The sequence below is a fragment of the Caulobacter vibrioides genome (genome assembly GCF_002858865.1).
GTDB lineage: Bacteria > Pseudomonadota > Alphaproteobacteria > Caulobacterales > Caulobacteraceae > Caulobacter > Caulobacter vibrioides.
In genome coordinates, this window is record NZ_PJRR01000004.1 from 104,297 (window position 1) to 117,305 (window position 13,009).

Consider the following 13,009-nt stretch of genomic DNA (forward strand, 5'->3'; position numbering starts at 1 on the left):
TTTCCTGCTAAACCGGGCTCATGACTTCCCTGGGCGCGATCATCCTGTGCGGCGGCGCATCGCGGCGCATGGGCCGTGACAAGGCCGCGCTCGACTGGGACGGCCGCCGGGCCGTCGACCTTGTGGCGGACCTGGCGCGGGCGGTCGGGGCGCAGGCGCTGGTGACGGCGGGCGCGGATCTGGGCTGGCCGTGGGTCGCCGACGACGCGGCGGGAGCCGGGCCTGTCGGCGGGGTGCTGGCGGGCGCGCGGGCGCTGGGAACCGCGCGGCTGCTGGTGCTGGCGGTCGACGCCCCGACGATCACGCCGGGCGACCTGGCTCCCCTGCTGGCGAGCGGCGGCTGCTACGAAGGTCTGCCCGTGCCGATGGTGCTGGACGCTTCGGCCTTGCCGGCCGACGCCGAGGCCGGCTGGCCGCTGCGGCGGCTCGTGGAGCGCGCGGGGCTGGCGGCCTTGCCGGTTTCGGACGGGGCGCTGGCAAGGCTGCGCGGGGCCAATACGCCGGCGGAGCGGGACATGTTGTTGCGGGGGTGAGCGCCCCTCCGTCTCGCCGCGTATCCGCGTCGAGCCACCTCCCCCGCGTCGCGGGGGAGGAGGAGGCGGCCACCCTCCTGCCCCGCTTGCGGGGGAGGGGGCGCGGCGCCGCAGGCGACGTGACGAAGGGGGCGCTCAGCGGCGCCTAGTACACGTCCCGCCGATACCGCCCCTCGTCGGTCAGGCGCTCCAGCATCGGCGCGCCGAGGATTTCGACGAGCGCCGTGTGGGCCTCGCGCGACATGCCTTCCAGCGACCCGCAGACATAGATCGCCGCGCCGTTGGCCACCCAGCGGCGCAGGATGTCGGCTGACTCGCGCAGGCGATGCTGGACGTAGATCCGCTCGGCCTGGTCGCGGGAGAAGGCCAGGTCCAGCCGGTCCAGCAGGCCCGAGGCCTGCCAGGCTTCCAGTTCGGCGCGGTGGAAATAGTCGTGGGCGGCGGTGCGCTCGCCAAAGACCAGCCAGTTCCAGCGGACGCCGGCGGCGGCGCGGGCCTTCAGATGCGCGCGCAGGCCCGCCAGGCCCGTGCCCGAACCGATCAGGATCAGCGGCCGCTTGGTCTCGGGCGCGTGGAAGCTGCGGTTGACGCGCACCCGGGCCTCGATCGCCGCGCCGATCTGCGCATGGCGGCACAGCCAGCCCGAGCCCAGGCCCGGCGCCCCGTCGGCGCGGGTCATCAGCCGGACGATCAGCTCGACGCCGCCGTCGTCGGGCAGCGAGGCGATCGAGTATTCGCGATGGGGCAGGGCGGTCAGGCGCTCGGCCAGGGCTTCGAGCGGCAGGCCGCGCAGGGCGTCGAGGGCGGCCGCGTCCTGCGGCAGGCGAAGACCCGCCAGGGTGTCGGCGGCTTCGGCGGGAAGGTCCAGCGCCGCGATCAGGGCGGCGACCTGCGCGGGGTCGTTGCGCGGGCCGATCTCGACAATGTCGCCGGCTTGCCAGACCGCGCCCTTGGGCGGCGTCAGGCGCAGATGCCAGGCCTCGCCGCCGGGGCTGCCGGGGTTCAGCAGCGTCCGCTCGGCCAGGGTCCAGGCGTCATAGGTCGGCCGCGTCCAGTCGGGCGCGTCGGTGACGCCGGTCAGGGTTGCGAGCTGTCCCTGCCAGTGGCGCAGCGCGGCCGGATCGGCGTCGTCGACCTCCACGCGGTCGAACAGCGGCCGGCCGCCCCGGCTCGACAGCCAGGCGTCCAGCGACCGCCCGAAGGCGCAGTAGTGGGCGTAGCTGGAATCCCCCAGGGCCAGCACGCCGTAGCGCAGGGCCGAAAGGTCCGTGTCGGTCTTCATCACGTCGCGGATGAAGGCGCGGGCCGGGTCGGGGGCGTCGCCCTCGCCGGTGGTGCTGACCACGAACAGGGCGCGGCCCGCAAGATCGGCGGCGGTGACGGCCGAGAGGTCCTTCAGGGTCACCGGCGCGCCGGCGTCCGCCAGGGCCTTGGCTGTGGCCGTGGCCAGTTCCTCGGCGAAGCCGGTCTGGCTGGCGTAGGCGACGAGCACCGGCTCGCCTGAGCCTTGGGAAAGGGCGTCGGCGGCCTTGCGCGCCTGACGGCCGCGCCAGGCCTCGCGCAGGGCGATGGCCAGGCAGAACAGGGCGTACAGCGCCACGACGACGCCTGCCCAGACCCAACGCCGGGCCTCAGGCGGGAGGAAGGCGAGGTCGGGCATCAGTCCAGCATCGCCTGCAGGGCGGGCGACAGGCGCTCTTCGAGGCCGGCGGGGCCTCGGCTGACGATCAGGGCGGCCAGGTCATGGGCGGCGGCGAAGGCCAGGGCGCGCTCGGGCGGCATGACGGTCAGGGCCGTGGCCCAGGCGTCGGCGCTGATGCAGTCCTTCGCCAGCACCGTGACGCTGACGGTGGCGTGGACGATCGGCGCGCCGGTGGCCGGGTCCAGCGTGTGGGCGTAGCGCCGTCCGCCATGGTCGAAGAACCGGCGATAGTCGCCCGAGGTGGCGACGGCCAGGTCATGCAGGGCCACGAGGGTCTTCTGGGTGTCGTTGGCGGCGGGCTCGAAGGGCGGCGGGCGCTCCAGCTCGACCCACCAGGGCTGGCCGTCGGGCTTGGCGCCGATCCCGCGCAGCTCGCCGCCGACCTCGATGAGGTAGCTCCTGACCCCGGCGCGATCGAGCACGGCGGCGGCCTGGTCGACGCCAAAGCCCTTGGCGATGCCGTTCAGATCAAGCTTCAGCCCGCCCGGCTGGAACAGCGCCTCGCCGTCCAGCACCAGGCGCTTCCAGCCGCAGGCCTCGCGGCGCGGGGCCAGCGTCTCGGCTTGCGGCGGCTGGCCGGCGAACGGACGCGGGCCAAAGCCCCAGAGGTCGGTCAGGGCGCCCAGGGTCGGATCGAACGCGCCGTCGGTCTGCGCGGCGACGTCGAGGGCTCGGCGCAGCACGGTCAGTGTGTCCGGCGGCAGCACAGTCCAGGATCCCGGCGCGGCGCGATTGTAGCGGGAGAGGTCCGACAGCGGCGCCCAGGGGCTCATCTGGGAAACGACCGCGTCCAGCGCGCGCTCGACGCTCGCCTTCAGGGCGGCCAGGTCGGTCGTGGCCGGCAGCACCGCCTTGACCGACCAGGTCGTGCCCATGGTCTCGCCGCCGAACGCGCGGACGCTCCCGCCCACGGGGCGGGCGGGCGGCGTGGCGATGGCGGGGACGAGGACGCGGGGCATGCTTTGCAACAACAAAAGCCGTGTCATCCCGGGCGACGAAGTCGACCCGGGACCCAGGGGCTAGCGACGGTGCGTCGGCCCCTGGGTCCCGGCTCGGCGCGCTGCGCGCTGGGCCGGGATGACAGTTTTTAAGGCCGCTGGGCTTCGATGACGGCGGTGTAGCTGGCGCTCATGCCGTCGCCCGCGAGCGGGGTGGCCGGCGCCGGCGCAGCGCCCGGGGCGCCGCCCATGCCGGGACCGCCGCGGACGGTCTCGCCCGAGCGGACATTGGCGTTGACCCAGTACATGCCGGCTTCGGGCAGGGTGAACGTCACCGCGCCGTCAGGACCCGACTTGACCTTGATCTCGCCGGGGCTGGCGCGCCAACGCGAGCCGCCGGGGACGAAGGTGACCTCCAGGCCGGCGGCCGGCTTGCCGTCGATCACGAACTTGAGGGTGGCCGCCTCGGTGGCGATCACGTCGGTCGGATGGGTGACCGCGACCAACTCCAGGCCCTGGCCGGTCGGCTTCAGCGCCTCAAGGGTCGGCTTGTCGCGGGTGACGAAGGTCTCGTTGCGGCTGCTGGACTTGATGGTCTTCAGGTCGGCGGCGCCGGCCGGGACCTGCTTGGCGAAGTCCTCGGGCGAGCCGCGGAAGCGCTTGACCTCGCCGTTCTCGGTCCAGCTGGCCATGACGGTGTTGCTGGCCGTGTAGATCTTGTAGGTGCCCGGCTTGGTCAGCTGGACATCGAAGGTCGAGCGGTACTGGCCCGTGGCGGCGTTCTGGATCTTGTCCGCCGCGCCGTCGGGCGCGATCACCTTGACGCCGTCGGTGCGCATCGCCCGGTGGTCGGCGTAGAAGAGCTCGTTGGAGATGGCCGCATCCACCGTCACCCAGGCGCTGTCGCCCGACAGGGTGGTGAAGGCCGGCACCATCCAGCCCCGGTGGGCGGAGGCCGACATCGGCAGGGCCAGCGCAACGCCAACAGCGGCGACGGCGAGCAGGCGCGTCTTGAAGGTCATGGCTTTTCTCACTTCACGGAAACGGTGACGGCGCCCAGCTCGGCCGAGCCCTTGGCGGAAGCGGGCTTACCGGGCTTGCCCCAGGCGAAGGGCACGCGGACGGCCTCGTGGCCGCCGACCTCGCGCGCGGCCTCGACCACCAGGTTGTACTGACCGGGCTTCAGGCTCTTCAGCGCGCCCTTGGCGCCGGAGAAGACCAGCTTGTGCGGGCCGGGCGCGCGGGTGGCGCCGCTGACGCCGTCGGCGGGGAAGCTCATCTCGCGGCCGGCCTTGCGCCACCACTGGCGCATGTCCTTCAGCCACTTGGCGCCGTTGTCCTCGCGGTTCTTGGCGTCGTACCAGACGGCCAGGGTGCCGGCGGCGGTGGAGTCGGCCGGGTTCTCGATCCAGATGGCCACATAGGGCTTGTGGTACTCGGCCACGTTCAGCTTGGGCACCTCGACCGTGACGTTGAGGTCGGCGGCCATGGCCGAAGAGCCGAAAGCCGCGCCGGCGAAGGTGAGCAGGGAAATCGAACGCTTCACGGGGTCTGCCTCAGAGGTGGACGAACAGGATGACAAGTAGGACGGGCGCGACCAGGCCCAGCCCGACCAGGGGCCAGGTCAGCGGGCGTGCGCGGGCGTGGAACTGCAGCAGGATCAGGCCGGTGACCGTGAAGATCACGCAGGCGACGGCAAAGATGTCGATGAACCAGCTCCAGGCCTTGCCGGTGTTGCGGCCCTTGTGCAGGTCGTTGAGCAGGCTGATCGCGCCGCGCGTGGTCTTTTCATGTTCGACGGCGCCGGTCTCGCGGTCGATCGACACCCAGGCGTCGCCGCCCGGGCGGGCCAGGGCCACATAGACCTCGTCGGCCGACCATTCGCCCTCGCGCCCGGCCACATCGGCGCCGACGGCCTCGTCGAGGAAGGGTTCCAGCTGGACGGGCAGGGGGCGCTTGCCCTCCTCGGGACCCTTGGCCAGCACCGTCAGCAGGTCCGGCGGCAGGGTGGCCTTGCGGCTGACAACCTTGGGCTCGGCCTCGATCTGGCCGGCGTGGTTCAGGGTGATGCCCGTGATCGCGAACAGCAGCATGCCGACCAGCGACAGGGCCGCGCTGATCCAGTGCCACTGGTGCAACTGCTTCAGCCAGAACGAGCGGCGATGTTGGGCGGCGGCGGATTTCACAGGCGGACGCGACAGGGGCTGAGCGACGGGGTGCCTGTCCTTACTTGAGAACGAATTGCAATTTCAAGAGCCAAGGTTGCGCCGTGGGCAAGATCGTCCTCATGGCGTCCAGCCTGGCTGTGTCCCAAGCAAGGCGAGCGTGTTGCGGCCTATTGTGTCGTCAACTGGGTTCCGCGCGCCAGGGCGCCGAGCAACACGTGGGCGGGAACCGGCTTGCGCAGAATCGGCGCGTCGTCGACCGCCGGCTCCTGATAGCCGGTCAGATAGACGAAGGGGACGCCCAGGCGGTGCAGGGCGTGGGCCACGGGCGTGATGGGGAGACCGCCCAGATTGACGTCCAGAAGCGCGCAGTCGACCGGGTGGGCGTCCAGCAGCGCTAACGCTTCCTCGATGGTGCCGGCCGGACCGACGACCGTGGCGCCGGCGGCGCTCAGCATGCGCGTCAGCTCCATGGCCACGACGGCCTCGTCCTCGACGATGAGCACGTGCTGGTCCTCGAGGCTGGTGTCGCCTTCGGCGCTCAGGCCTGGGCGATAGACTGGCGCGCCCTCGGCCGGACGAGGCTGCGCGCCGCTCAGCAGGTCGAGGCGGACTTTCAGCCCCTGCGGCCGCCAGATGTGTTCGATCCGCGCGCCCAGCTGCTTGACCGCGCTTTGGATCAGGGTCGAGCCGAAGCCGCGCTGCGTTGGCGCCGCAACCGACGCCCCAGCGTCCTCGCGCCAGGTCAGATGCAGCACACCCGCGTCACCGAAGCCCCAGCTGACGTTCAGCCGGCCCAGCGGGCGCGACAGGGCGCCGTACTTGCTGGCGTTGGTGGCCAGTTCATGAACGACCAGGGCCAAGGACTGGGCCGCTTGCGCGTCGATCAGGGCCGGGGGACCCAGGATCGCAATCTGCTCGCCCGCTTCGCCGCCGTACGGATCCAGTTCCAGCTCCAGAAGGTCATGCAGGTCCACCCCGCTCCAGCGGGTCGTCGACAGCAGGCTGTGGGCGCGAGCCAGAGAGCCGATCCGGCCCGACAAGGCCTGCACATACTGGTCCTTGCTCTCGAAGGGCGTGAGCTGAGCCAGGGATTGCACGACGGTCAGGACGTTCTTGGCCCGATGGTCGACTTCGCGGATCAGCAGCCGCTCGGTTTCCTCGGCGCGCTTGCGGTCGGTGATGTCGGTGATCAGCGCGTAGTAACCGGGGATCTCGCCGTCCGGCGTGATGTCGGGGACATAGCGGGCTTCGATAAAGCGGACGCCGGCGCCCTGGTACTCGACCTCGCCCTCGAAGATCAGGGTCTCGCCCGCCAAAGCCCGCCGCACATGGCCCGCCAGGCGCGCGTAGGCGACGTCTCCGACCACCTCACGCAGCGGGCGGCCTTCGATCTGCGCGCGATCCACGCCGAACCAGCGCTCATAGGCGCGATTGACGAAGCGATAGCGCTCGTCGCTATCGACATAGCTGATCAGGATCGGGACCGCGTCGGCCATGGCGCCGGACAGCAGGTCGCGGCGCGGAGGCGACGGATCGGGCGGCCGGGTCTGGTCGTCTCGAGACATGAAAATGGACGCCCGATCCCAGGGAGACGGACCCCCACCGTTACACGCGCGGGCGCCGGTCCAAATGGTTAGCGCATGAGGCAAACCGTCGCGGCGGCTTCTGCGCGCCTGGAAAACTACGCCGTTTCCTCCCGACGGAATGTGATAACCAGCACATCGCGGACGGCCGGCGCCTGGACGTCGAGGGGACGTATCGGCGTGACGCCATGCAGCACCCGGTGGTCGTCCAGAAACACCGCGTCGCCGGGCGCGGTCAGGGTGAACGAGCCCAGGCTGGCCCCGTCGGGGGCGTAGATATCGGTCACGCCGCTGTCGACGTTCTGACGGTCGACCAGCATGACGATCACCCAGTCGACGCCGTCCCGGTGCGCGCCCTCCGGCGTGGGCAGGCCCTGTTCGCCGGTCCGCGCCTCGATGCGGAACTGGTGCATCTCCACGTGCCAGGGCGTCTCGGAGGTCGGCGACAGCGGATCGAACAGCTCAAGCCCGGCGGCGATGACGCCTCGCGTGACCGGATGATCGGCGATCGCGTCGGTGACCGGCTCGAACCAGCGCTGCACGCCGCCGTTCAGCGGGTTGTAGTCGCGGCTCTGCCAGTGCGGCTGGTGCGGCTTGCGGTCCAACAGGCCGGGCGCGACGGCGAAGGCCGCGAACCGCCGACGCCGATAGCGGCCGCCGTCGGCCATGAAGGTGTCGAGGCCCAGGTCGTTCCAGCCGGCGGCGAAGGCATCCCAACCGGCCGTCGCCTCGGGCCCCAGAAGGGCGCGGGTCTCCTCGGCCTCGAAGCGGATAAAGCCCTGGTCCGCCAGGTCCGCGCGCGGGCTCAAGCCACCGCTCCGGGTCGGTGAAACAGCCCGAGTTTCAGCGTTGCGGCGATCCGCTCGGCCTTCTGACCGATGATCGCCGCCCGGGGCGCGTCGAACAGCTCCGCGCAGGTCATGTGGAACAGGCCCAGCCACGGCGTGAACAGACCCTCGGTGAGGCCCTCCACGCCCTGGTGGGCGACCACCGGCTGGCCCTTGTAGCGGCCGGAGGTGTTCAGCACCGACGACCAGAAGTCCTTCAGCTTGGCCAGATGCTCAGGCCAGCCGTCGGGACCGATCGCGGTCTCGAAGATCGGGCCCAGGCGGTGGTGCTGGCGGATGCGCGCATAGAAGGTCTCGACCAGCCGGTCGATTTCCTCGTCGGTGAACGGAGCAGCGTCGGCGCGAGCCTGTGAGCGCGGGGAGAGAGACATGGCCGCGATATGGACCCTCGTGTCCCGCGACAGAACCCCGGTGTGATCACACTTGGCTTCGGATTCTTACTTAAGGGGCCCGGACGCCCCCTCCGTCACGGCGCTATGCGCCGCGCCACCTCCCCCGCAAGCGGGGCAGGAGGGAGATCGCATCCTCCTCACCCGTAAAACGGGGGAGGTGGCGCGAGGCGAAGCCTCGTGACGGAGGGGGCGCTGCGGACACTACTGAACCTCGACCTCGAACGGCCCAGCGGGCAGGCCCTCGGCGTCGAACAGGTTGAAGCTCGGGCTGTCGGCCCAGGCGAAGCGGACCTTGGAGCCGGTCCCGCTGAGCACCACCGAGGTTCCGTCGACGCGGCCGTCGACCCAGCGACAGGTCGTGTCGCACAGCTCAAAGCCGATCACGCGGTCAGAGCCCAGCGAGACCAGACGTCCGCCGCCGACCTGGGCGAAGCTGACGACCACGGTGTCGCCGGTCCGCTTGGCGGAGACGACCTCGGGGCCGGTGGTCACCGGCTCGCCATAGAGGCGGCGGGCGGCGAGCGCCAGGCGGCGGCCGACCTCCTGCTTGTTGGCGGGGTGGATGTCGTAAGGGTCGCCGATGTCGTGGGTGACGACGAGGCCGGCGCGCGGATCGGCGGCCACGGCGCGGCGCTGGGCGTCGCGCAGGGCGGCCGTTGCGGCGGGCAGGCCCGGCGCGGTGGCGTAGGCGCCATAGTCGGCCAGTTGCACCACCAGGGCCGGCATGTCGGGCGACTGTCCCTGACGGCGCTCGGCCATGAAGGCGCCCAGCAGGTTCACATAGGCCTTGTCGCGGCCGACATTGGTCTCGCCCTGGTACCAGGCCAGGCCCGCATAGGCGTAAGGGCCCATGGGGGCGAGCATGCCGTTATAGAGGGTGGAGACGCCCGACAGGGTGTCCCACGGCGCGCGGGGCGGATCGCCGCCGGCGCGGGGTTCGATACGGTAGCTCCAGTTCGTCAGCGGCAGCGCGGTTCCGTCGGCCAGGGTCAGGACCCGCTTGGCCGGATCGCCGTACATGCCGCCGTTGGCGTAGGTGTCATAGGCCGAGACCACGAGGGTGTTCTTGCCGGGCTTCAGCGACCCGGCCGGCAGGGCGTAGCGGCGCTCCAGCCAGGATCCCGAGGTCGCGCCGACGCCCACGCCGTTGAGATAGGTGGTGTCCATCTCGTCGATCTGGCCAAGGCCCAAGGTGGCGGCCTGCGCGGCCTGGGCGGCGGTCAGCTCGATCTCGGTCTTGAACCAGACGACGCCGTTGAACTCGGCCAAGGCCGGAACGCCCCAGCGTTCCCAGATCCCCAGATCGCGCGGGGCGGCCGTCCAGGTTCCGGCGCCGGTCCAGGGCGCCAGGGCCGCCTGGCCGGGGGTCTTGGCGCTCCACCAGGCCTTGATCACCTCGCCCCAGCGACGGCTAGCGGCGGCCTGGTCGGTGATCGACAGGTTCAGGACCGCGATGGCGTCGTCATAGCCGCCGACCTTGCGCAGGGCCGTCGGCGTCATCCAGGCCTCGATGCCCGAGCCGCCCCACGAGGCGTGGATCAGGCCCAGCGGGACCTGCCGCGTCTTCTGCAGCTCGCGGGCGAAGTAGAAGCAGCTGGCCGAGAAGGCGCCGACGTTTTCCTTGTTGGTCGGCCGCCAGACGGGCGGTTTCTTGAAGTCCTTGGCGGGCGAGCGGGCGTCGGCCTTCTCGATGGTCGCCATGCGGATGGTGTCGTTGGCCGCGCCGTTGTTGATCTGGTTCCAGGCGTCGCCCGAGGCGGAGACCTGCATCTCCATGTTCGACTGGCCCGAGCACAGCCAGACATCGCCGACCAGGACGTCGGACGCGCTGGCCCTGGCCGAGGCGGTGGCGGCGGTGATGGCGTAGGGGCCGCCGGCGGGCGTGGCCGGGAAGTCCACGCGCCAGGCGCCGTCGGGACCGGCCTTGGCGGTCAGGGTCTGGCCGGCGAAGGACGCGGTGACGGTCTCGCCCGGCTTGGCGGTTCCGAACACCGGCAGGGGCCGGTCGCGCTGGACGACGGCGTGGTCGGCGAACAGGCCGTTCAGAAGGGATTGGGCGCTGGCGGGCGAGGCGAGGGCGGCGGCCAGCAGGATCGGCGCGAGACGGCGCATGGTTTGCTCCCTTGCCGCTGGTGTCTTGCGGCGAAAGTCTGAACGCCCCCTCCGTCGCGCTGCGTATCCGCAGCACGCCACCTCCCCCGTTTCACGGGGCAGGAGAAGAGCGCTCCCTCCTGCCCCGTGAAACGGGGGAGGTGGCGCGGCGTCGACAGACGCCGTGACGGAGGGGGCGCTCTTCCGAGCCTTAAGCGACCGTCAGCGTCGTCTTCTTCAGGTCCACGGAGTTGGGGCCCACCAGGATCGAGAAGTCGCCGGGCTCGACCACGCGCTTCATGTCCAGGTTCCACATCCACAGGTCCGAGGGCTTGATCTCGAAGGTGACCGTGGTCTTGGCGCCGGGGGCCAGGGTGACGCGCTTGAAGTGCTTGAGCTCCAGCACCGGACGGGTGACCGAGGCCGCCTCGTCGTGGACATAGAGCTGGACCACCTCGTCGCCGGCCACCTTGCCGGTGTTGGTCACATCGACCTCGACCTTGACGGTCTCGCCCTGGCCGATCTTGGCCTTGGCCAGGCGCGGCGCCGAGACGTCGAAGGTGGTGTACGACAGGCCGAAACCGAACGGGTAGAGCGGGGTGGTCTCGCCATCCAGATAGCCGCGGCGGGCCGTGGGCTTGCGGTTGTAGTAGACCGGCAGCTGGCCGACGTCGCGGGCGATGCTGACCGGCAGCTTGCCGCCCGGATTGGCGCGGCCGAACAGCACGTCGGCGGCGGCGTGGCCGGTTTCCTGGCCCAGGTACCAGCCCTCGATGATGGCGTCGGCGCGCTCTTTCAGCAGGTTGATCGACAGCGGACGGCCGTTCAGCAGGAACACCACGGTCGGTTTGCCCAGATCGAAGATCGCCTTGGCCAGATCGTTCTGCTGGCCCATCAGGTCCAGGCTGTCACGGTCGCCCAGGTGATGGTCGGCCCAGGCCTCGCGGCTGGTCTGCTCGTTGTCGCCCAGCACCATGACCACGATATCGGCCTTCTTGGCGACCTCGACGGCTTCCGCGATGAGTTTCGCGTTGACGGCCGGGTCGGTGAAGTTGACCGCGTCCTGGGCCCAGATGCGCTGCTCGGTGATCCGCACGGCCTCGGCGTAGTCGAGCGCGAAGCCCTGGGCCTTGGCCTCGGCGGTCAGGCCCTCGTGGATCGAGACCACGTGACGCGGGATGTCCGAATAGCCGCCGATCGGCGTGTCCTTGGCGTGGGTGCCCAGGAGCGCCATGCGCTTGAACTTCTTGCCGTCCAGGGGCAGCAGGCCCTTGTCGTTCTTCAAGAGGACCACGGACTTGCGGGCGGCTTCGCGGGCCAGGGCGACGGCGTCCGGCGTGGCGGTCTTGGCGTCGGCGGTCTTCTCGTCGCAGTAGGGGTTCTCGAAGAGACCGGCCTGGAACTTCATCTCCAGCACCCGGGCGACGGCGGCGTCGATCTCGAACTGCGGGATGCGGCCGGCCTTCACCAGTTCGGGCAGCAGGGCGTAGGCCTCGCCGTCGGGCAGCTCGACATCGACGCCGGCGCGCATGGCCATAACGGCCGTCTCGCCCAGGTCGCTGGTCAGCTTATGACGGGTGATCAGCTCCTTGATGGCGAAGTAGTCGCTCTGGATCGAGCCCTTGTAGCCCCACTCCTCGCGCAGGATCTTGGTCAGCAGCCAGCGGTTGGCGTGCGAGGGGACACCGTCGATCTCGTTGTACGACGGCATGACCGCCCGCACCGGCAGCTCGGTCACCGCGCGCTCGAACGGCGGGAAGAAGTTCTCGCGCAGGGTGCGCTCGGCGATCTGGGCCGGGCCGACATTGGTGCCGTTCTCGGGCTGGCCGTGGCCGGTCATGTGCTTGAGGGTGACGAACACCTTGTCCTTGGCCAGCGGCAGGGTCGTCCCCTGGAAGCCGCGGATGGAGGCCAGACCGATCTCGGCGCACAGGTGCGGGTCTTCGCCGTAGGTCTCCTCGATGCGGCCCCAGCGCGGATCGCGGGCCACGTCGACCACGGGGGCCAGCGCCAGGTTCGAGCCGCGGGCCCGCATTTCGCGGGCGGCGACCGCGAAGATCTTTTCGGTCAGCTCGGTGTCGAAGGTCGAGGCCAGGGCGATCGACTGTGGGAAGCTGGTCGCGTCGCGGGCCACATAGCCGTGCAGGGCCTCGTCGTGCATCAGCAGCGGGATGCCCAGGCGGGTCTTCTCCATCGCCCACTTCTGGGCGGCGTTGGTGTAGCGCGCGGTTTCGGCGGCGTTACGGTTGATCGCGCCATCGTCGGCGCCGGCGGCCGCGCCGATCACCGTCACCGGCTTGGCGCCCTTGCGGTCGGACGGACGCGAGATCTGGCCCAGGCCGTGCGGGAAGCTCTTGCTGGCCTGCTCGGCCGAGAAGTCGCCTTCCGGCGTCTGGATCTTGTTCTTGGTCAGCCAGATGCCGACCAGCTGGGCGGCCTTCTCTTCCAGGGTCATGCGCGACAGCAGGTCCTGGATGCGCGCGTCGACCGGCTGGGTCGGATCCTTGTAGAGCGGCTTGCCGCCCGACGTCTTGGGGGCTTGGCCGGCGGCTTGCGCCAGGCTGGGCAGGGCTGCGGCGGACAGGGCCGCGAGACTCGCGCCGAACAGGCGGCGGGTGAGGGTGGTGTTCATCCGGTCGTTTCCCCGAGGCTGAGCTTGATGCTAACGGCTCTCAATCGCCGTTGTTGGAAGCCACTATGGGGGCAGTTGTCTGACCACTCAAGCCAGAAATGGTACCGGTCTCATTTCTTGTC

At 70.6% G+C, this 13,009-nt stretch carries 11 protein-coding genes and 1 pseudogene; 1 reads left to right on the forward strand and 11 read right to left on the reverse strand.

Annotation, left to right across the window (positions count from 1 at the left end):
* Nucleotides 1-20: 20 nt before the first annotated feature.
* Nucleotides 21-533: a molybdenum cofactor guanylyltransferase gene (gene mobA, locus CVUC_RS00880; protein ID WP_096034208.1), complete on the forward strand. Its 513-nt coding sequence runs from the start codon at nucleotides 21-23 to the stop codon at nucleotides 531-533.
* 145 nt (nucleotides 534-678) lie between these two features.
* Here the strand turns inward: mobA and CVUC_RS00885 are convergent, their stop codons facing one another.
* From CVUC_RS00885 to CVUC_RS00935, 11 genes and pseudogenes are all read right to left on the reverse strand, one after another.
* On the reverse strand, nucleotides 679-2,193 hold the full coding sequence (locus CVUC_RS00885) for a sulfite reductase subunit alpha (protein ID WP_096034207.1): 1,515 nt from the start codon (nucleotides 2,191-2,193) through the stop codon (nucleotides 679-681).
* Nucleotides 2,193-3,146 carry an FAD:protein FMN transferase gene (locus CVUC_RS00890; protein ID WP_164468286.1) on the reverse strand — a complete coding sequence of 318 codons (954 nt, stop codon included), beginning with the start codon at nucleotides 3,144-3,146 and terminating at the stop codon, nucleotides 2,193-2,195. The genes CVUC_RS00885 and CVUC_RS00890 overlap by 1 nt, the downstream gene beginning before the upstream one ends.
* A 176-nt stretch (nucleotides 3,147-3,322) precedes the next feature.
* The gene (locus CVUC_RS00895) at nucleotides 3,323-4,207 is read right to left on the reverse strand and encodes a DUF4198 domain-containing protein (protein WP_096034205.1); all 885 of its coding nucleotides are present in this window, start codon (nucleotides 4,205-4,207) and stop codon (nucleotides 3,323-3,325) included.
* Complete coding sequence (locus tag CVUC_RS00900) at nucleotides 4,204-4,719, reverse strand: DUF2271 domain-containing protein (RefSeq protein WP_096034204.1); 516 nt, start codon at nucleotides 4,717-4,719, stop codon at nucleotides 4,204-4,206. The genes CVUC_RS00895 and CVUC_RS00900 overlap by 4 nt, the downstream gene beginning before the upstream one ends.
* 10 nt (nucleotides 4,720-4,729) lie before the next feature.
* Nucleotides 4,730-5,359 (reverse strand): PepSY-associated TM helix domain-containing protein, encoded by a 630-nt coding sequence (locus CVUC_RS00905; protein WP_096034203.1) that lies wholly within the window; start codon nucleotides 5,357-5,359, stop codon nucleotides 4,730-4,732.
* A 149-nt stretch (nucleotides 5,360-5,508) separates the two neighbouring features.
* A complete protein-coding gene (locus CVUC_RS00910; RefSeq protein WP_164468210.1) occupies nucleotides 5,509-6,990 on the reverse strand; it encodes an HWE histidine kinase domain-containing protein in 1,482 nt (493 codons plus the stop codon).
* A gap of 32 nt (nucleotides 6,991-7,022) precedes the next feature.
* A complete protein-coding gene (locus tag CVUC_RS00915) occupies nucleotides 7,023-7,733 on the reverse strand; it encodes a 2OG-Fe dioxygenase family protein (protein ID WP_096034201.1) in 711 nt (236 codons plus the stop codon).
* Nucleotides 7,730-8,143 (reverse strand): group III truncated hemoglobin, encoded by a 414-nt coding sequence (locus CVUC_RS00920; protein ID WP_096034200.1) that lies wholly within the window; start codon nucleotides 8,141-8,143, stop codon nucleotides 7,730-7,732. Before CVUC_RS00920 ends, CVUC_RS00915 begins: the two co-directional genes overlap by 4 nt.
* 95 nt (nucleotides 8,144-8,238) lie before the next feature.
* Nucleotides 8,239-8,362 (reverse strand): annotated as a pseudogene (locus tag CVUC_RS20675) (hypothetical protein); the annotation flags it as partial.
* A 3-nt stretch (nucleotides 8,363-8,365) separates the two neighbouring features.
* Nucleotides 8,366-10,276: a sialate O-acetylesterase gene (locus tag CVUC_RS00930; protein ID WP_096034199.1), complete on the reverse strand. Its 1,911-nt coding sequence runs from the start codon at nucleotides 10,274-10,276 to the stop codon at nucleotides 8,366-8,368.
* Between the two features lie 190 nt (nucleotides 10,277-10,466).
* Nucleotides 10,467-12,887 (reverse strand): glycoside hydrolase family 3 N-terminal domain-containing protein, encoded by a 2,421-nt coding sequence (locus CVUC_RS00935; protein WP_096034198.1) that lies wholly within the window; start codon nucleotides 12,885-12,887, stop codon nucleotides 10,467-10,469.
* Nucleotides 12,888-13,009 lie beyond the last annotated feature (122 nt).

What these genes read in the sequence shown, in the direction of transcription:
- CVUC_RS00935 (WP_096034198.1), bottom strand. Translation starts at nt 12,887, where the DNA reads ATGAACACCACCCTCACCCGCCGCCTGTTCGGCGCGAGTCTCGCGGCC.
- CVUC_RS00920 (WP_096034200.1), bottom strand. Translation starts at nt 8,143, where the DNA reads ATGTCTCTCTCCCCGCGCTCACAGGCTCGCGCCGACGCTGCTCCGTTC.
- CVUC_RS00930 (WP_096034199.1), bottom strand. Translation starts at nt 10,276, where the DNA reads ATGCGCCGTCTCGCGCCGATCCTGCTGGCCGCCGCCCTCGCCTCGCCC.
- mobA (WP_096034208.1), top strand. Translation starts at nt 21, where the DNA reads ATGACTTCCCTGGGCGCGATCATCCTGTGCGGCGGCGCATCGCGGCGC.
- CVUC_RS00885 (WP_096034207.1), bottom strand. Translation starts at nt 2,193, where the DNA reads ATGCCCGACCTCGCCTTCCTCCCGCCTGAGGCCCGGCGTTGGGTCTGG.